This window comes from Bacillus sp. FS02 (assembly GCF_024398395.1).
GTDB classification, from domain to species: Bacteria; Bacillota; Bacilli; order Bacillales; family Bacillaceae; genus Bacillus; species Bacillus altitudinis.
On record NZ_CP074101.1, the window covers coordinates 1,472,227 to 1,494,512 of the forward strand.

General features: G+C 45.4%; 3 protein-coding genes. All 3 read right to left on the bottom strand.

Translation table 11 applies throughout. The annotated features are described in order from the left end of the window. Positions 1-2: 2 nt before the first annotated feature. The 3 genes from KFQ09_RS07600 to KFQ09_RS07610 all read right to left on the bottom strand — a co-directional run bounded on the left by KFQ09_RS07600 (position 3) and on the right by KFQ09_RS07610 (position 22,253). On the bottom strand, positions 3-8,201 hold the full coding sequence (locus KFQ09_RS07600; protein ID WP_255836179.1) for a non-ribosomal peptide synthetase: 8,199 nt from the start codon (positions 8,199-8,201) through the stop codon (positions 3-5). A 13-nt stretch (positions 8,202-8,214) separates the two neighbouring features. Then, positions 8,215-18,357: a non-ribosomal peptide synthetase gene (locus tag KFQ09_RS07605; RefSeq protein ID WP_255836180.1), complete on the bottom strand. Its 10,143-nt coding sequence runs from the start codon at positions 18,355-18,357 to the stop codon at positions 8,215-8,217. Between the two features lie 62 nt (positions 18,358-18,419). Further along, positions 18,420-22,253, bottom strand: a complete 3,834-nt coding sequence (locus tag KFQ09_RS07610; protein WP_181891216.1) for a non-ribosomal peptide synthetase — start codon at positions 22,251-22,253, stop codon at positions 18,420-18,422. Between the last annotated feature and the right edge of the window lie 33 nt (positions 22,254-22,286).

A 22,286-nucleotide genomic window follows, 5' to 3' on the forward strand; every position in this document is an offset into this window, starting at 1 on the left:
CCTTACCCCTTTACGATCGTTTCAAGAATCTGCGCAAGTTGATCTGCCTGCGGTCTTTTCATCATGGTCACATGGTCGCCTTTTATTTGATAATACGAGCACGTTTCTCTCGTGTAAGCTTCCCAATCGGCAAATTTTTTCTGAAAATCTGTGGCGTGATCGCTGCTTTGTATAATATAAAACGGCACAGAGAATGGGTCTTTTTCTAATTCAATGGCTTGTGACATGATGGTATTATGAGTCTGCATTTGCAAGTATTTATCTAAATAGTGATCATTCATAAATTGATGAACGACTTCATCCTTTTCTGCTTCTTTGAGGATTTTCTGCTTCACTTCTTGGAAGCTGAGCCCTTGTAATGCTTCTGGTTTGATGCCGACGAGGTTCCCCATACCCAGGACGAGGGCCAGCATTTTCACTTCTTCTTCGTTCATATCGGCATGAAGCGCTTGATCTGCCTCATCTCTTAATACAGGAACCGTATCTAAAATGATCAATCCTTTTGGCGCTTTTCCTGCATGACAGAGTCTCTGATTCATTCCGTAAGCAAGATGTCCGCCCATGGAATGCCCTGCCAAATAATCAATGCCTGGTCGATAGAATGTCTCAATGGCTTCAATAAAAATGGTGACAAGCTCTGTATAATGAAGGAATTGTGGTTCTTCATCCTCATACAAGCCTGGAGACTGCAAGGCGTAAACAGCTCCTTCATGTGTCATGAGCTTGGCCACATCGATATACCCCATCACCGTTCCACCAGCAGGCGGTGCAAAGAAAATTCTCGGTTCAGTCTGATCCCCTTTTTTCAACTCGATCACATAGTCTTTCGGCGCTCTTTCGACAGGCTCGCCTGTTTCTGGCACTGTGTCCAAATATGCCGCTAACTGCGCTGGCGCTGGGTGCATGAAAATCCATTTCGGATCAACACGGACACCTTTTTCTTTTAATTTGGCAACGGCTTGAATACTCATAATGGAATCTCCGCCTAAATCAAAGAATGAATCATGAATTCCTACTCGTTTGACACCAAGCACTTCACTGAAAGCTGTCACAATCAGCTGCTGGGTTTCTGTTGCCGGTTGATCGTCTTCATGTGAGGAAGAGACTGCGTCTGTCGGTTCCGGCAATGCTTTTTGATCGACCTTCCCATTTGTTGTGACAGGAATTGCGTCAAGTACGATAAAGTAACTTGGAATCATATAGCCTGGCAGGCTTTCCTGTAAAAATGCTTTCCATCCAGGAACAGGCTCTCCCCCATCTGTGACAAGGTAGGCTGCCAGCCGTTTTGAGCTGCCGTACGTTTTAGCAATGACGGTACATTCTTTTACTTGTGGATGTTTGAGCAGGGCTGTCTCAATTTCTCCACATTCAATTCGGTAGCCTCTAATTTTGACCAAGTTGTCTTTTCGGCCAAGGTATTCAATACTGCCATCAGACCGCCATTTCCCCAGGTCACCGGAACGATACAGTTTGTCCCCTTTTAATTCCGGGAATGGATTGTCAATAAACCGCTCCTGCGTACGCTCTGGGTCATGCAAATATCCCTTCGCCAGCCCTGTTCCACCGATATAGATTTCTCCTTTAACGCCTGTAGGTACTGGATTGAGATGATCATCTAGTATGACAACCGTTGAGTTGGCGACTGGCACACCGATTGGCACTGATCTTGCATCCTCGGGTACGTGTGTGACTTGATAAGTGGTCGCTAATGTTGTGTTTTCTGTTGGACCGTAAGCATTGATCAGCACACCCTTCATATGTGGCAATGCCTTTCGTGCATGCTCACTAGACATGGCTTCTCCGCCAACGAGTAATGTACGGTATCCAGCTACACTTTTTGGATCATGCTCAATCAACCGGTTGAATAATGCAGTTGGCAAACAGTTGGCTGTGACTTGATGCGTTTTGATTAAACGAGTTAATTCGTCCATATTCAGAGCAGCATATTTCGGGATCAGAACCAGCTGACCGCCATTGAGCAGCATTCCCCATAATTCAAAGGTAAAGGCATCAAATGCATAGTTAGACAGCTGAAGCATTTTATCTTCTGAACCAAGCTCAATATAGTTTGTTTCTTTCACTAAGCGGACCACTCCTGCATGAGGAAGCATCACGCCTTTTGGTGTGCCTGTTGAGCCTGAAGTGTAGTTAACATAGGCAATCTGGTCTTCTCCTACAATCGATTTTTCCCTTTGATACACTGCGCCTGTTTCTGGTAACGGCTTGTCCATTTCAATCTTTGTGCCGCTCAGATCGTCTAAACGATTGATCAGATGCGACTGGGTTAAGATGATATCGCTTTGTGTATCGCGAACGATCAGACCGATGCGGGCATCTGGATACTCAGGTGACATCGGTACATAAGCAGCACCCGACTTGACGATCCCTAGAACTGAGACCATCATGTCAAACGAACGATCAAACAGCATCGGGACAAGTGAACCTGGTCCAACGCCCTTTGATTGTAAATAGGCAGCCAGTTTTGTCGCCTTCTCGTCTAAATCTTGATACGTCATATGCTCTTCCATATAAGATACAGCAATCCGGTGCGGGTCACGCTGCACTTGTTCTTCAAATAATTCTTGCAGCGTACGCTTTGGATAAGGCGTGTCAGTTTGATTTTTCCCTATGATCATGGCATTCTGTTCTGTTTTGTCCATGACGCAAAAGTCAGCAAATGTCCGTTCAGGCTGAGCCGTCATGCCATCTAACAGATTAAGATAATAATTCATCAACCGGTGGATCGTTTCTTGCTCAAATAAATCCGTATTATATTCCACATGGATAGACAGCTTGTCCTCCTGCTCAAATACATGCAAGGTGAGATCAAATTTAGAGACGGTATGATGGACCATCACTTGTTCCGATGTCAGTCCTTTTAGGTTGATATCCAGCGAATCAGTGACATACCCCATGGCGACTTGGAAGATCGGTGAACGACTTAGGTCTCTATCCATTGAAAGGTCATCCACAAGCTTGTCGAATGGATAATGCTGATGCTCAAAGGCTTTTAACGTCATTTCTTTCACCTTTGCCAGTAAATCGGCAAAGGTATCGGCTTTTGAAACGTCCTGTCTCAGCGCCAATGTATTGACAAACATGCCGACGAGCTTCTCTGATTGTTCGACATCACGGCCAGCGATCGGCGATCCAACAATGACATCTGTTTGTCCAGACAACTTGTGAAGTAGGACATAATAGGCTGACAACATCGTCATAAATAGTGTTGTCCCCTGCTGCCTCGACAAGGCATGTAAACGCCGAACAAGCGGTTCATCTATCACGATTTGCTCTGTAGCCCCATTAAATGTTTGAACCGGCGGACGAGCACGGTCAAACGGGAGCTCTAATACCGGCAACTCTCCTTGTAACGTTTCTAGCCAATAGCTCTGAGCCTCATGGTGGTTCTTTAATTGCTCATTCTCCCAATGAACATAATCGGTCCATTCAATCTCAAGTGCAGGTAGCTCAGGCGTTTTCTCTAATAATAGCGCACCATACACGACTTCTAATTCTTGAATAAGCAGGCTGAGCGACCATGCATCGGAAATGATATGATGCTGCGCACAAAGCAAGTAATATTCCTCTTTCCCCATATCAACAATTGTCCACTGTGCAAGCGGTCCCCGTTCTAAGTCATAGATGCGGTTCGCCTCTTGCTGAATCAGCTGTTCCAATCTTCTCGCTCTTGTTTTTTCATTAAATAATGAGAAGTTCGCAACGGTTACTGATGGCGGAAGATCTTCACGGATGACTTGAACCGGCTTGCCGCCAATGGTTTGAAATGTTGCGCGCAGTGCTTCATGACGTTTTGTTAAGAGACCGATCGCCTTTGTTAACGTTTGGATGTGTAATTGGCCCATCAGCTTCCAAGCACCTAATATATTGTAATGATGGCTCTTTTCTAATGTAGATAAGAACCAAATTCGCTTTTGAGCGTGTGACAGCTCATAGCTTGTTCGTTTTTCCAGCTTTGGAATGCTGGCTTCCTGAATGGCTGGTGCTCCATTGATGTCATCGACCATTTGTGCCAAGTGTGCCAGATTCTTGCTTTCAAATAATATTTTTAGCGGTGCCTTTATTGAAAACTCATGATTAATACGAGAAATCGTTTGAGTGGCCTTTAATGAATGTCCACCAAGGTCAAAGAATTGATCCTCTTTGTACACACGATCGACTTCTAAAATATCCTCCCATATGGCCGCAAGCACCTGCTCTGTCTTCGTTTCTGGCAATTGCTTTTCAAACGGCTGTGCGTGTTTGTGATGGAACTGTCTGAGGGCTTCATGATCAATAGAGCCATCTTGTTTTTTCGGTATATCTTCCACTTGCCTGATGTCCCATTTCTCCTCTATGATTCCTGTGATCTTGTCAGTATCCACTTCTTTGCCTGATTGCACCGTATAGTACAGTTTCTTTTCAAAATGCGGGATTGGTGCTGGTTGAAGATGTTCAGCGATTTCTTGATTCGCCCCATCTAGGCCAATAAATAGATGCGCTTCATTCAGCCGAACACCTAGACATAATGAATGGAGTCCTTGTTTTTTTCCAATCAATTGAAAGCCCTTGCGAACGGTTAGCGCAGCCCCAGTATGTCCCTTAGACAAACCAAGATTATCCCACATGCTGAAATTCAACGAAATCGCTCTTCTTCCCTCATGATAGGTAAGGGCATGTGCGAGTCCATCTAAAAAGCTGTTCGCCGCAGAATATGCGCCAAATGTGGTGCCGCCAAAAAAGCCATTTACTGATCCAAAAAAGACGAGTGGAACTGACGGATCATGCTTGAAGGCTTCTTGCAGCACCCAAGCACCATCTGCCTTCCCTGAAAGTTCTTTGACAAAATCTTCTTCTGTTGTATGAGCCAGTGTGTACGTATCCACATGCTGAAAGTGCTCAGATACATTGCCAGCACCGGCTAAATGAAGCGCTCCTCGGATCGACTGTCCGAAATGCTTTTCTGCTTCATAAATCGCCCGCTCGACGTCACATAAATTCGTCACATCGGCTTGTACATAAAGGACGTCTCCCAGATCTTTCAGTTGTGAGAATGACGCCTCTTTTTCTCTGTCTTCTTCAAGGGATGTCCGTCCAATTAACACGAGCTTCAAGCCAAATTGGAGCATTTGCTTAGACAGTTCAAATCCAATACCGCCAAGCCCTCCAGTCAGCAAGTACAAGCCTTCATATTCTAAAAACCCTTCTGTCTGAGGTGCCGTCATCATATTCACTTTTTCCAGCTTTGGTACGAGGCGCTGGCCATACCGGTAAGATACTTCTGCTTTTAAATGAATCGCACCTAGTTCGTCCGCAATATGCTTGGCATCCTGTTCCACATTCTCCGCTTCAATATCAAGGTGAGACACTTCTGCCCCTTCCCATTCTTGCGGGATGGTTTTTAATAATCCGGCAAGAGACGTTTTCTCCACATGAAGCTCATCTTGCGGTTTTACAAATTGACCACCTTTTGTGACAACAACGAGACGCATTGGCTCTTTATTTTCTTGTCTCAATGCTTGATACAAATACAAAATGGATTGGCTAATGCTTGCATTCAGTTCTTTGAACTGCGCAGGGCTCGCAATCATCTCCTTGTCTGATACATTCCACAAGTGGAGCATACGGTCAATTTTTAATTCATCGGCTTCAAGCGCCGCCACAAGCCTGACGTAATCCCCCTTAATTCGAGGGTTCATCTGATACATCCCTTTTGACAGGCGTAAAAATTCATAACCCTTTTTCACAGAAACATAAGGCAGGTTCATTTGTTCAAATTGTGTATAAAGCGATTGATAAAGCCCTTTTACATCCTCAAATACGAGTACATGATCAGTGGAGACTGGCTGAGATGGACCGATATTCTCTTTTACCCAAATACGTTTAAAGAACCAATCTGGGAGGGTTTGTTCATTTTCCGAAGCAAGATCAAGTGCACGTTCAATGTCATGAAACACCCCAGCTTTCAGTGCCGCACCTAGTTGAGCACGTTGGATTTTTCCGCTTTCTGTTTTCGGAAATTGGTCTTTTTTCACCGGAATGATGTGGTCAGGTTCGATTCCCATTTTGCGAATGATGCTCTCTCTAATCTGCTGAATCATTGTGATTTGATCCTCTATCGAATCCTTCTGCGTGACAAAAAAGACGGCGAGTGTGTCATTACTTGATTCGGGATTGTAAATGCCGTACGCAGCGGCAAAGGTGACTTCAACCCCCTCAACCTCTTCCACAACGGCTTCAATTTCGTAATTCAAATAGTTCGCTCCGTTGATGACGATGATATCCTTTTCCCGTCCTGTGAGGACTAGGCGCCCTTCATGAATAAATCCTAAATCTCCTGTATGAAACCAGCCGTTTTCCGCAAATACTTCTTCATTCGCTTCCTCATTTTGATAGTAGCCCATCATAATCGTTGGACTCTTCACCTGCAAGCGGCCGACTTGATCTTCTGGCAGCACATGGTGATGCTCGTCTACAATCCGAATCCATACAGAAGGGATGGGTGCACCAACTTCTGTAAAGGTCATCTTGTGCGGATGATCGTGCGCCACATATTGAATCTCACTTGTTAATGAGGTCTGATCAATGGTCAGTTGTCCACCCTGATCATCATGACGCATGAATTCTTTTGACTGGACAATGGCTGATGATGTTTCTGACATGCCATAAGCCGGCACCATCGCATGGCGGCTTAATCCGTGCTCACCCATGATGTGCATGAAACGCTGCGTCACTTTTGGAACAACTGCTTCGGCGGCGTTCATGATATAGGTCAAGGTGGAGAGATCCCAGCTCCCTTTGCGAATGTCGTCTTCATATTCATTCATCATCGCAAAGGCAAAGTTTGGCGCCCACGTCCTTGTGACACCGTATCTTTCTACCCAATCCAGCCACACCATCGGCCGTTCGATAAATTGATCAATGGATGGACTAATTTGCTGGCAGCCGAGGTACACATCATGGACATGAAACATGACAATGCCCCCTACATGATCAAGCGGCATCCAGTTCATGGATACATCCTCATGCGTGAAACCATTTGCCTGCTCAAAGGAAATGATTCTAGATAAAATGCTTTGATGGTTGTGCCGGATACACTTTGGCACACCCGTACTTCCTGAGGACAGCAACTGAAGCACAGGCTCATCCGGCTCTGGCTCATAATGCTGTTCATCTGGATCACAGGCAAGTAATGTTTCGATTGTTAAAATCGGAATCGCTTTTGATTCAAATGTTTCACGCAGTCCTGCAATGTCCTCAGCACTCGCTTCGTTTGTAATAATGAATGGCTCATTTTGCAGCTGAAACACGCCCTTGAGCTTGTTCACGCCTTGGTTCATTTCATCATACACAGGCGGTACAGAGACTGGGGTTGGAATGATTCCACCGAGAATACAGCCCCAGAATACCGTGATAAAATCTTGATGGTCCTTCAATTGAAGCAGCACTTGATCGCCGTTTGAAAGTCCGGCTGCCCTTAATCCAGATAGGACACGTTCCGCTCCTGTGAGTAATTCCGGGTAAGTCTGGATCACCTCATGACCGCCTTCTTTGAGATACGTGACTCCGCGATTTGGTGACATAAAGGCGGCTCGGATCAGTACCTCTGTCAATGTGACTGGTGTACCTGGCTTTCTGATCACATCACCTCCATAAACAAGAGCTGGTGGTTTTTCTTGTGCGGAGGATTGTATGGTTTGGCTGACTTCATCTTTTGAAAACGATTCGTTTCCATTTGTACGCTGTCTATCTGGGAAGAGGTCATCTAAATGATAGGGTGTTTGTTTTTCTGTCTGACTCTCTATCAAAACGGCTGCTTCCTCTACTCCATCTATGGCTTTCGTGCGCTCTTCTATCTTTCTTCGTTCCTCTTCATCTAGTACATCAATGGCAAGCAGCGCCTCGGTATCGACCGCTCCACTTTCTTTTCGCGGCAAGGAAGGGACTAGGACGAGTGCGGCTGGCACTTCATCAGGATGAAGCGGGCCTTTCATCAAATCCTCTCTTGTCAGCGAAGGGTCCTTCGCTTGTGCAAAAAGCACAAGCGATAGGCCTCCTTCTTGATTTTTCTTCGGGATGAGCGCACATTCCTTTAGTGGAAAGTGAAGCATGAAGACTTTCTCTAATGCTTTGAGATCGATTCGTTTTCCATTGATCCTGACAATATGATTTGCTGCATTTCCTTTTCGTCTACTAACTAGCATTCTTCTTCTCCTCCTACATCCAATCCAAAATCTGAATCTTGCTTTCTTCCGTCCAAACGCCGACATCCCCTGTCGGATAAAGGTATTCGCCTGTTTGATGTTTGAATGGATGCGGAATTTTATGCGCCTCCATCCAATCGGCTAGCTCTCCAAAAAGTGCTTTGATCTCTTTTGCGCCGATAAAAATATCTCCAGGAAATCCAACCGGCATGAGCTGATGTTCTTCATTCAGGACATATATTTCCGTTTCATAGGCAGGATCATGTACGCCTGCATAGACTTCTTCTTGGTCTGGGTATAGCACGCTGACATGTGCGTTTTTCGCCCAATCACTGATCATCCGCTCTTTTTCCTCACTTGTCACAATGGTGAAGGAAGATAGCGGCGTATCCACTTGTTCTGTCATGGCTTCAAGTGTGTGAATCAGCTGCTCCATCAGCGTTTGTATTTGCTTTTCTGTATATTGATGTAAGTTGTATGTGATCCGAAGCTCCAGCGTATCTCCCGGCACTGCGACAAGGGTTAAGTCATAATTTGTTTCTTCATGACTGGCGATGTCTAAAATGCGTACGCCATACGGCTCAATGGACTCAATCGGATAGTTTTCAAACACGACAATGCTGTGAAACAATGCCTCTCCATTTGGAATTTCCGTCATCTGCTGAATATCTGGCAATACGGTATACTCGTATTCTCTCATCTGAAAAACGGTTTCCTGTGTATAGGCGAGCAATCGCGCAATCGTCCAGTCCGAATGGATCGGTAGACGAAGCGGCAATGTGTTAATAAAGAGCCCTGTCATGCTTTCCACTTCTGGTAAGTCGGCTGGCCGGCCAGATACGGTCACCCCAAATATGACATCCTCTGCGCCCGAATGAAGGTGCAAAAGCAGTCCCCACGCTGATTGAATCAGTGTGCTCATCGTGACCTTCTGCTTGCCAGTCATCTTCTCCAGCTTCTGCTGCATCTCTGGCGTCAGTTTGACGCTGGACTGCGCCATGCTTGCTTCTTGGTCTGAAGCATGTTCTTCGCCGTCTCCTGGAAGCGGTGTCGCTTCCTCTACGCCTGACATATAACGCTGCCAGAATTCTTGCGCCTTCTCTTGATCCTGCTTTTGCAGCCATTCGATAAAATCTTTATATGGACGGACTGTAGAAAGACTGATCTCCCGTTCGTCCACAAGAGAGCGATACAGCGCAAAAGATTCCTGAATAAAACTGAACAAACTCCAGCCATCGATTAAAATGTGATGAAAACTAAAGACAAACGTGCATCTTTCCTCATCACAACGGAATAAAGCAATCCGAATCAGCGGTTCATCTATATGGTCTAAATTGAAATCCTTTGAACGATCAGATACTAAAAATTGTTCGATTGTCTCTTCTTGCTCCGCGTCACTCAGGTGGCGCACATCGTGCTGAGTGAGGTGGATGCTTCCTTCTGATTGAATGAACTGAACTGGCTCCTTCAGCCCTTCCCAAGCGAATTTTGTTCTCAAAATCGAATGACGTTCTACAAGAAGATTCCAAGCTTGTTCATAGGCATTGCCGTTTGTTAAGCCTTGGAGCGTCATATGCACCTGACCAAAATAAGCTTGTGAAGCTTGATCTAGCAGTGCATGAAACAGCATTCCTTGCTGCATTGGAGACAGCGGATACACATCGACTACATTGTCTGGAAGTTCATCTATTTGCTTTTGCGTAAGCTGAACCATCGGAAAATCAGATGGTGTAAAGCCGCCGCTCGTTTCAACACAATGCGTCAAGATGATCTCCATTTTTTCTTTAAAACGTTCAGGTAACAACCGCACCTCTTGATCTTGCAGCAGTTCCCGATTGATCATAAAGTTCATCTGCAATTGACCATCTGTAACATATCCATACACATCGATCAAATGCTGTCTTTCTGCTTTCGGATCGTGAACATGTCCATTTCGTTCGTCTGCGATATAAAGCTTGGCTTCGCCATCTGCCTGATCTAACTGACCGAGGTAATTAAAGCTCATCTGCGGCGCTACCGTTTTGAGTAAACGAGATTCTGTCATGTATTGAAGCAAACCATAGCCGATTCCCTTTTGCGGCACAGCTCGTAAGGTTTCTTTGACGTCTTTGATTTGTCTTGCAACATCGGTTTGTATAAAAGGAATAAAAATAGGATAAGAGCTTGTAAACCAGCCGACTGTCCGTGACAAATCCATCTGTTCAAATAAATCCTCGCGTCCATGCCCTTCTAACGTGATGAGCATTGGCTTTCCAATGGCTTGCGTGAGTCCTGATAACAGTAAATCGTTAATCTCTGTTCGGTATGCTTGTGAGGCCTGTCTAAGTAACATATCAGTTTGTTCCTTTGTGAGCTGAACCGACAAGATCTCTGCATGTTCTTCTATATTAGAAAGCGCAGGCAGTTGGAAAGGAGAACCTTCTTCCTCTTGATCCTTGATTTTTTGCCAAAAAGAGGCCTGCGCTTGTAATTGATCTGTTTGTGCATATTCATATAAGGCATCTGCCCACTGCTTGTAGGAGGCGGTTTTTTTCGCAAATATGATGTCCTGCCCCGTAGCAAGCTGTTTCAATCCATTTAGTATATCTTCTTGTATCATGCGCCATGATATGCCATCCATGACGAGATGGTGTGCAGCAATAAAGAGCTCAGACGTGTCTTCACCTGTATGAAAAAGAATCGCTTTGATCACTTCTCCTCGCTCTAATGACAATGTTCCTTGACAGGCACTTGTCTCCAAGCGGATTTGTTTCCGTGCTTCCTCCTGAGATACATCCGTCACATCAAAGAATGTGACACATGGTGTGACACCAGGCTCACGAATGGTTTGAATCCATGTGCCATCTGCCTCTTTTGTATATATAGCTCTCAGCATATCGTGATGATCGACCAGTTTTGAAAGAACCTGTGTTAACTGTTCATGTGGAACAGATCGCTTCATTTCAATATGCGCCGATAGATTCCAATAATCTTGATTGGTCATCGATTGCTCAAAGAACCAAGATTGAATCGGGAGAAGACGAACCTCTCCTGTCACAGGTGATTGATCATAGATCTTAGAGACCTCTGACTTTCTCATCGCTTGTGCGAGTTGTGAGATGGTCTGTTTTTCAAATACATCTCTCGGCTGGATGACGTAGCCTTCCTGTGCTAAGCGTGCCACCATTTGTATGACAATAATGGAATCTCCGCCAAGCTCAAAGTAGTTATCATGGACGCCAATAGAAGGAACGCCTAGCAGCTGAGACCACACTTTTTCTAACACACGTTCTTCCTCAGTAGCTGCTTTGTCAATGGCTGTTTCTACTTCTTCTTGTCTCCACTCTGGCAGCGGAAGACGCTTTTGGTCTACCTTGCCATTTGGCGTGAGCGGTAATTCATTCAGCTCTATTAATAGGCTTGGCACCATATAATCTGGCAGAATGTCTTTTAAGTTATGGCGAATGTCTTGCGTGGTCATGCCGCCTTTTTGGACAAAATAACCGATCAATCGCTTATGACCACTCTCATGCTGATGCGGGATAACGGCACATTCTGTGATGTCATCAAATGTCAGCATAGCGGCTTCAATTTCTCCACATTCCACGCGGTGTCCACGAATTTTCACTTGATGATCGATTCTTCCAAGACAGTCAATGATGCCATTTGACAGCCAACGGCCCATATCGCCTGTTTTATATAAACGCGCTCCTTCTTGGAAAGGATGCGGGATAAATGATGATGCTGTTTTTTCTTCATCTCCAAGGTAACCAAGTGCTAGCCCTGTGCCGCCAACATAAATTTCGCCGATGACGCCTTGCGGAACTGGCTGCATTTGGTCATCTAATACATAAGCTTGTGAATAAGCAATAGGCTGTCCAATCGGGACCGTCGCCTGATCTTCTTCCAGTGCCCGAATGTGATGCACACAGGAGAATGTTGTATTCTCTGTTGGTCCATAACCATTTAAAAGCCCTTCAGGCAAATACGGTAGTGCTTTTCGGATATGAGCGGCTGATAAGGCATCTCCGCCGACCAATAATGCATGAAGTCCAGATAAAGCTTCTGGATGCTCTTCTGTTAAACGGTTGAACAGCGGCACAGTCAAGAACCCTGTTGTAATCTGATGAGTTTTTAGTGCTTCCGCTAATGTATCCATTGATAAAATGGTATTTCGATCCGTCAGTATGAGCCTTCCCCCGTTTAAAAGGGCTCCCCATATTTCATACGTAAATGCATCAAAAGAGAAGCTGGCGATTTGTAAAATGCGCGTTTGTTCATCAAGGGTGACATAGTCTGTGTCACACACAAGCCGGACGACCGCTTGATGCGGGATCAGTACTCCTTTTGGCTGTCCAGTTGACCCCGATGTGTAATTGATATAAGCAAGTCCATCAGGTCTTAGTGCAGCGGGCATGACCTCTGCTTCTGGTAAAAATTCTTCATACCCTTGATCAAGACAAATGAGTTCCGTTTGATGGATGGATACTTTTTTCAGCCATTCATTTTTTGTCAGTAAAAGCTGAATCCCTGTATCTCTCAGCATATAATCAATGCGGGCATCTGGATATTCAGGATCAATGGGCACATAAGCCCCTCCTGCTTTCACAATGGCCAGCACCCCAAGAATCATTTCAGGCGATCTGTCGATGAGCAGTCCAACTGGTTCATGCGGCGTCACGCCTCGCTGCTGCAAATAGGCTGCTAGACGATCGACTTTCTCATGTAACTCTTGGTACGTCCACTCATCTCCCTGGAACTCGAGCGCCACTGCATGAGGTGTCTTTTTCACTTGCGCTTCAAATCGTTCCGTCATGAGTAGCGGACCTTTTGGTTGATCAGTCTTGCCGCTCCATTCATAGAGCAATTGATGCTTTTCTTTCTCTGGCAGAAAATTCACTTGTCTGATCGGCTGCGCTGGATTTTCACAAATGCTTTCAAGCAGGTGCTCGTAGTATGCGAGGAATCGCTCCATCGTGTCATCAGAAAATAAATCCGCTTGATACTCAAGTTTTAACTGAAGACCTTCAGCTCCTTCAAACACAAACAGGGAGAGATCAAATTTCGCTGTATCATTATCTTCAATGGCTAAAACCGACGTCGCCTCCCCCATTGGAGATGCTTCAAGCGGTAGGTTTTGCAGAACGAACATGACCTGAAACAGCGGCTGCTTACTGGCATCACGCACAATATTCAATTCATCGACCACCATCTCAAACGGCACATCCTGGTGTGCATAAGCACCGACAGTTGTCTCCTTCACTCGCTCTAATAATTCCGTAAAGGCTGGATTCCCGCTATGGTCGATCCGAAGCGCCAATGTATTCACGAAAAAGCCGATTAAATGCTCCATTTCCGTTCGATTTCTCCCAGCAATGACCGAGCCAATGACAAACTCATCCTGTGAAGACAATCGATGTAATAGAGTAGAAAAAGCCGACAGCAAGGTCATATAAAGTGTGCTGTCTGTTTTCTTGGATAGCTCAGCAATCTTTTTAGACAGTGACTTCGACAGCTGATATGTTTTCGTCTTCCCTTTGTAGGATTGAACGGCCGGCCGCGGATGATCATATGGCAATACCAAATCTTCAACAGGTGCCGCAAATTGCTCCTTCCAATAGGCAAGCTGCTTACCTAGTGGTTCTCCTGTCAAATACTCCTTCTGCCACAGTGCGTAATCCGCATATTGAATAGGTAATGCCGGCAAGTGAGGCTCCCGCCCTTCGATCGCCGCTGTATACCACTCGGATAATTCTCTTGCAACAATGCCGATCGACCAGCCATCTGACACGATGTGGTGAATGGACATCAGCAAGATATGCTCTGCGGGTGAAAGTCGAATCAGCTTCACTCGAAAGAGCGCTTCGTGTTCTAATTGAAAAGGTGTGGATGCCTCTTCTTTCGCCCATTCAGCCGCTTTTTGTTCTTTCTCTTCCTGTGACGCTATGCCTGAAAGGTCCATCACCTCAAGCTCTGGAAGGGCCATCTGTTCATGAATGACCTGTACCGGTTCATCCCCGCTCATCGTAAAGGACGTTCTGAGCGATTCATGTCTTTCCACCATATGATGCAGACTTTCCTGAAGCACCTTGATATCTAAAGGCCCATTCATCCGAAACGAAATCGTATTATTGTATAATGGCAAATCCGGCTCTAATTGATAGAGGAACCACTGTCTTTGCTGGGCATAAGACATCGGAATGTCCTGACCCTTCTCCATTTTTCTCATCGGAATCACTTCATCTGCTTTGGCATTTGAATCGATCCAGTCTGCTAATTCTCCGAGTCTCGTATGTTCAAACAACACAGCAAGTGGCACGTCAAACCCTGTTTTTTGTCTAACCGCAGACAGCATTTGCGTCGCCTTCAGCGAATGACCTCCTAGTAGAAAGAAATGATCGCCGCAGTTGACATCTGAGACACCGAGCAGCTCTGACCAAATGTGTGCGAGCAGTTTCTCCGTTTCTGTGTGAGGTGCCCTGTTGTCTGCATCCATTCCGCTTTCATCTATTAATTCATGAAAATATGCCTCGTCTGGCGATCCATCTTCTGTTTCTTTCCAATATTCCTCAGGAAACAAATGCACGGCATATTCACCAGATAGACGGGACTGTAAACATGTATGAATCGATTGATACAGCCGCTCTTCCACCGCCTTTGTTTGATCAGTTTTGAAAAAGACGTAAAAGGTCTGCTCTGTTTGCATCTCCGCATCCGCATGGATCATCTCGTGAATCTCTTTCTTCGATCGATCCAATCCCGTATAAATGAGCGGAGCATCTGTCATCAGACATGCGAGCATCGTTTGGAAGCCTGCCTGCTTTGAAATTGGTAGATAACCTCTTTCTTTTAACATGCCTTTTATCATGGAGCCTTCACTCATGCCAATCTCGTCCCACATGCTGAAACTAAAGCAATATGGCTTCACTGTAGATGTCAGCTTCTGATAATGAGCAAACTGTTCCACGAACTCATTGGCAGCGCAATAGGCGCCGACAGTCATACCGCCCTTTAGCGTTCGGGCTGACGAGCTGGAAAGAAATAGAACATTCCTGCGTTTGGAGGCAGCTTCATGAAGCGCAATCGTTCCATATACCTTTGCTTCGTACATGTCATTCAGAGACACAGATGTCATATCAGCAAGCAGTTCTTCTTGAATAATACCTGCGAAATGAATGATGCCATCCAGCCTTCGATTTCCGTCGACCTCATGTCTAGAGATGATTGCTTCCACCTCTTTTTCAGCCGTGATGTCTGCTTTCTCATAAAGAACCTTGCCGCCATGCACTTTTGCCTGCTTTTCTAGCAAAGACAATGTCTCTTGCTGGTCACTAGAAAGTGCCTCTCTCTCTTTCCTTCCAAGCAACACGAGATGTGCTTGATAAGATGTCAGTAGGTGTTCACTGACTAAACGGCCAATTCCGCCTAGCCCGCCTGTTATGACATAAAGCCCAGATGATTCAAATGGAAGCTCTTTCCTTTTCTGTTCCTTTTCCAAATGAAGAGGTGCTAAAAAGGGAATATAACGAACACCTTGACGATAAGCAACAACATGACAGTCTTGGTCATGTGTGAGTTCTGCCATCATCGCCATTGCATGGGAATGACTAGATACCGATTCTACTAGAGAAAAATCAAGACATTGCACCTTGATAAACGGCCATTCATGCTGAACTGCTGTCATCAGTCCGGCTGTCGTTGCTTTTTCTACATCGTGGATATGATCCCCCGGCACATTCATCGCATGGGCTGAGACAAAAGTGATGGCCACCTGCTCCTCATAGACGGAAATGGCTTTTGTTAAAAATAATGCACTCATGCTGCCCGTTTTCTGCGCTTGTTTTGCCTTGGCCACATAAAGCTTGTCTTCTTGGTTTGTATAGTTCCAAAGGTGAATGATGTGTTTCACCGAAACGCCATACGAACGGAGCGTCTCAAAGAGTTGTTCGTAGTCAGACGGCCGATTCGGGTGGATGATGAAGTGAGTGTGTGTGAGTTGTTTGAACGCTTGACCCGGTTCAACCGTAATGTATGTTTGTTCACTGTTTGCAAAAGATTTCAATTGATCTGCCAGTCCTAATGGATCTGCAAAGATCACAACGTCCCCTATGATCTGCTTGTCAGCTGCATCAAGTGGAGCAGGTATCCACTTCTTTTGATAACTCCAATCAGGCAAGGTATGTTCATTTTCAAGTCTCATGTCCATTTCCATGATCATTTCATCAAATTCGCCTTCTTGCCATCTTGTCTTGAGCTGTGCCCTTTCTATTTTTCCAGAGCTTGTTTTGGGAAATGCATGCTTCTGGACAGGAATGATGCGAGATGCAGACAAGCCCATTTTTGTTGCAATATGGGATTTAATGTGCTGACTTGCCCTCATAATATAAGCCGGCTCATACAGCTTCGGTGTAAAAAAGAGAATCAGTTCATCGGATGCAGAAGCCTCCATTCGGACAGAACAAGCAGCCACAAAGCTCGTTTCTACTCCCGGTACTTCCTCTGCTATGGCTTCAATTTCATAGTTGTGATAGTTTTTCCCGTTGATGATAATCATGTCTTTTTCTCTACCGGTTAGTGTCAGCCTTCCTTCGTGCAGGAAACCTAAATCACCCGTGTGAAACCAGCCATCCGCTTGAAATACTTCTTGATTCGCTTCGTCATTCCGGTAATAGCCCTTCATGGTGGTTGGACCTTTTATTTGCACACGGCCAATATGATCTTCTGGAAGAAGCTCATGCTGATGATTGACGATGCGTATCGTGATACCTGGAATCGGTTTGCCTAGCTCTGTAAAGCTGACGGTTCCCGTCTCACGTGCTTCTGCTGGTCTTAGCTGCTCTGTCAGCGACGTTTCCTCAAAAGTCAGAACCCCGCTGTTTTCATCTCCACGCTCAATCGCAAAGGAAAACACAACCGCTGATGAGATTTCAGACATGCCGAAAGCCGGTCTGATCACATCTCCCTTTAAGCCGTGCGGAGCAAGCAGGTGTAGAAATCGGTGGATGGTTTTTGGCACGACCGCCTCTGCCCCATTGATCATACAGGTCATCGCCGACAGATCCCAAGACCCTGATGAAATCTCTTTCTCATAATCATTGATCATCGCAAATGCAAAGTTAGGTGCCCACGTCTTCGTTGCACGGTAGCGATCCATCCAGTCAAGCCACCGCAACGGCTGAGCGATAAAGTCATCCGTTCTTGCCCGAATCTGCTCGCAGCCTGTGTACACATTGACAAGGTGGAACATCACGATGCCACCAATATGATCTAAAGGCATCCAGTCTAATGAGACATCCTCTTGTGTAAATTGATTTGCTGCCACTGTTCCTTTGACGTTCGCCAGCACACTTCTATGGGAATGCTCTACACACTTTGGCATCCCTGTACTTCCAGACGTTAAGATAAAGAAGACGGAATCATCCGGCGCGGCAGGATGAGCGGCTGTATCTCTTTCTAATGTCAGCATCGGCTCAACTGCTGCGACACGTAATTGGTCTGTATGCCACAGTAAGGCTAACCCTTGCACCTCCTCGATCAGTGAGTCATCTGTTAGGATGAGCGGATGCTCGAGCAGCTTCCAAGCGTGATGAAGCTTCTTCACTGCAGCATTCATCTCCCGATAGGTTGGGGCAGCCGACACAAGCGTTGGAACAAATCCGCCTAATACACATGCCCAAAAGGCAGTGACCATGGCATGATTCGATGAGAATTGAAAGAAAACAGGATCGCCTGCCTTAAGCCCCAGTGCCCTTAAACCAGTCAGAACCCTCTCGGCGTCCCCTTGTAACTGCGCATAAGATTGTGTGAGTTCGTTCTTGCTATTCACGATATACGTAAGCCCATTTGTCGTTTTTGCAGCCTCTGTTAAGACTTCCTGTAAGGTCTGTGCGCCTTGTGTGACGTCGAGATCCCCTCCATAGGAAAGAGCGGGCGGCATATCGGCCAAAGCAGGTACAGCCTTTTGCGTCTGTATCGCTTCCGCTGCGGCCTCCTGCTCAATGTGCTTGTCGAGAAATAAATGAGAGAGGTGATACGGCCGCGGTCGAATGGTTTTTTCACGTGAAAAAACAGCGAAGCGTTCGATTTCGTTGGTTTGTAAAATGGTTGTCTTTACATCTTGTAAAATCGCATCCATTGATTCATGTCTACTCGTTTGGTTAATGGTTGATGGTTTCATATGAGTTCCTTTCCTTTTTTGTTAGGCAGGACTGCAAGGCTGCATCCTGCCTAATCTAAAGTTTACAAGACTCGTTCTCTATTTGTTTGATTGACAATATGTTTGATCAGCTTTGCATTTTGAGCTGCACATTCTTTCTGTTTGAACATATCAGCATGCCGGCCATAGCCTTGGTATTGGGTAAAAGATCCGGCCGTTGCCTGTGTCCACTCTTCCATCCAGTCCGGGATCGCTATTTGTTCTTCAGATTGGATGAACGTAATATCTGCCTGTATTTTGCCTTGATTCACCCCCTTAACAAACGTTTCATAGTAGGCGCGCGTCTTTTGGGCAAGCGCTTCTTGAACGATCTCCCCTTGAGCAAGTTCGCTTTGTTCCGTTTGATGAACAATCGCTTCAATATCATCATCAATGGATCGTCCTTCTAAATCACTTTCTCCAATTTTCTTATAGGAATCGATCATGATGACCTTCTCGACTGTCCGCCCTACTTGTTCAAGCGCTTGAACAAGCTCAAAGGCGAGGTAACATCCGCCTGAGTACCCCATCAACGTCAGCGGCCCTTTTGGCTGAAGGTACTGAATATGCTGAACGTACTGCGCCATTCGGTTATTCGTTTCAATAAAATCAAAGGCGACTAGCCGAACATCATCAAGCGTTTTTGCTGCTTCCTGATAGATAAAGCCGTAGCCTGGTAATGGCGGAAGAGCAAAGACTGTTGATGTTTGAGATTCATTGAATACAAGATAGCCAGCGGTTTCCCCGTCCTGATGCTGAATATAACGACTAAGTGCTTCAATCGTCGGGGTCTCAAACAACAAATGGATCGGCACCTGAACCTCAAACTCTTTTGATACTTTGGACAAAAGAGACATTGCTTTTAAAGAATGTCCGCCAAGCTCAAAGAAATGGTCATCTGTGCTAATATCCTCTCGTTCAAGTACTTCCCGCCACATTACCAGCAGCTTTTGTTCCACTTCATTTGCGGGCAGTTTCACACGGCGGTTTCCTTGCGGTGCCTCTGGTTTTGGTAGCTGGCGTTTATCAACCTTCCCGTTTGGCGTAAGTGGGAGGTTCTCCAGTTCAATCAGCTCATGAGGCAGCATATAAGCTGGAAGACGCTCTTTCAGCCCTGATTTGATGTCATCGAGTTTGCCTTTCCATGCATCATCACACGTGATATAGGCAAGCAGCCTTGTATGATTGGTTTCATCATGATCCGCTAGGAGTACAGCTTGTTTTACACCTGGGTGCATGAGAAGGTTGGCTTCAATTTCTGTCAGTTCAATTCGGTGTCCTCGAATTTTTACCTGATCATCAACTCTGCCTGCATACTCAATCAGACCGTCTTCTCGAAAGTAAGCTAAATCCCCCGTGCGATACAGGCGCTCACCCGCAGCGAATGGATGGGCGATAAAGACTTGTTTTGTCAGATCAGGACGATTCAAATACCCTTTTGCCAGTCCTTTGCCGCTCAGACAAAGCTCTCCAACCATTCCAATCGGCTGAAGCTGTCTGTGCTCACTCAATATATAAGCGCCCGTCTGGTTGAGCGGCTTCCCAATTGGAATAGAACGTGCCTCTAAAGGGATCGCTTCATCTATCGGATAATATGTGGCAAAAACCGTTGATTCGGTTGGTCCGTATACATTCAACAATCTGCCTTTTCCCATCACATCAAAGGCTTTTCTCACATGCTGAACCGATGCCCTCTCTCCCCCAAACAGCACCTTACGCACACCGCGCATCCAGTCTGTTCCTTCATCAACGAGAAGATGGAATAAAGCGGTTGGAACAAACATGACAGAAATATGCTCTCCTTTTATCAACTCAGTGAGCTTCCCCATATCTAAAATGGTTTCTTTTTGCGGCAGGACAAGCTTTGCTCCGTTTAAAAGCGCACCATATACATCAAATGTAAAGCCATCAAATACGCTATTTGATAACGACAGCAATGTATCTGTTTCTAAAATGGTTAAATAATTCGTATTTTTGACCACCCGGGCAATATTGGAATGGGTCGTCATGATGCCTTTTGGCTGTCCGGTTGTTCCAGATGTATACATGATGTATGCCGTATCATCTAAACCAGCTTCAAGTGGCAGATTCTCTGAGCTCATCAGTAAAATTTCTTGATCATCTGCAAAAAGATACGTGCCATCAAATGCGAGTGACCTCGTCTGACTGATAAAGGATGAATGAGTCAGAAGATGCGTCGCTCCGCTGTCTCTCAGCATATATTGGATACGGCTTTCTGGATAATCTGGATCAATCGACACATAGGTGGCACCTGCTTTTAAGACAGCGAGTAAACTGACAATGAGTTCAGGTGTCCGCTCTGCTAAAATGGCGGTCACCGTTTGATGACCCACCCCATTTTTTTGCAAATGCCTTGCCAGTCGATTGGCTTGTTCGTTCAGCTCCGCATATGTCATCGTGTGATCACCTGCTGATAATGCCACTGCATTCGGCTGTTTTCGGACATTATGCTCAAACCACTTTGTCAAATAAAGCTGATCATGCTCCAGCTCAGGTGCATTCCATTCCTCTAACATTCGCTGTTTTTCCTGCTTTGTCACAAGTGTCAGTATATGAACTAACTGATCTGGATGTTTGATGGCCCCTTTGATCAAAAGGGTCAGCTGATCCTTTAATTTATGGACAAATGCAGGATCAAATGCACGCTGATTAAAGGCCAGCTTCAGCTGCAATTGTTCCCCGGGCGACGCCAGTAAATTGAGATCATAGTTCGATTTCTCATAGACATTCATGTCTTCTACTGTAAAGCCAAGCAGTGACTCCTGCTCGTCTTTCTTTGCAGCAGGGACATTCTCAAACACCACAATATGATCAATGAGCTGCTGCTGACCTGCCTTAGCCTGAATATCATAAATCGGGATATATTGGTGCGGTTCAGCCGCTAAAGACTGCTGCTGCGTCTCTGATAATAGAGAACGGAACGTCATTTGGTCTGTCAGCTGAATTCGTCTTGGAATGACATTGATGAACAACCCCACCATCCGGTCCACACCAGCTAAATCTGCCGGACGTCCTGACACAACCGTTCCAAACAACACATCGTTTGAGCGCTGATACCTGCTTAGTAAAATGGACCAAGCCGATTGAAGCGCACTGCTTAACGTGGCATTCTGCTGCAAGGCTAACTCTGATAAAGCAGCAGTTTCTTCTTTACTCATGGCCCATTCGATTTCGCCTAATTCATGCTCATTTGTTTGCTTTCGCTGTTCTTTAAAAGTCGACTGCCCCTCAAAACCAGCCAAAGATTGCGTCCAATATTCAAGTGAGGCTTGTTTATCTTGTTTTTCCAGCCATTGAATATATTCTTTATATGGCTTGACTGGCTCCAGCCTATAAGGGATGTCATGCAAAAGTGCATGATAAATCGCAAACAATTCCTGCACAACTAGGCCAAAACACCAGCCATCTAGAAGGATATGGTGATAGCTCCATATCCAGCGATAGCTTGAAGGACCCGTTTGAAAAACAGAGGCCCGCATGAGCAGATCCTTCGAGAGATCAAATCCTCTCAGCTGATCCTTTTGTTTAAAACGATCAATACGTTCAAGCTGTTCACTTTCAGAAAGATCCTGTATGTCCACAACATCAAGCTGGAAAGGTCGATTTTTTAATACAACTTGGACAGGACGCTTCACTTTTTCGTGGAGGAACACGGTACGAAAAATATCGTACCGTTCCACAATGATATTCATGCTTTTCTCAAGCAAATCATGCCGAAGTGTGCCCTTCACGTTCATATCCATTTGTTCTACATAAAAGCCTTTTTCTTGATGATGGAGGGTATGAAACAGCATTCCTTCTTGCATCGGTGACAGATAGTACATATCTTGAACTTGATCCCTTTTAAATTGACTCATCTATTTCATTCCTCCTTCCCCTTTTTCATGACT

Bases quoted from the DNA above. Each gene is read 5' to 3' on its own strand.
- KFQ09_RS07600 (WP_255836179.1), bottom strand. From the start codon at position 8,201: ATGCTAGTTAGTAGACGAAAAGGAAATGCAGCAAATCATATTGTCAGG.
- KFQ09_RS07605 (WP_255836180.1), bottom strand. From the start codon at position 18,357: ATGAAACCATCAACCATTAACCAAACGAGTAGACATGAATCAATGGAT.
- KFQ09_RS07610 (WP_181891216.1), bottom strand. From the start codon at position 22,253: ATGAGTCAATTTAAAAGGGATCAAGTTCAAGATATGTACTATCTGTCA.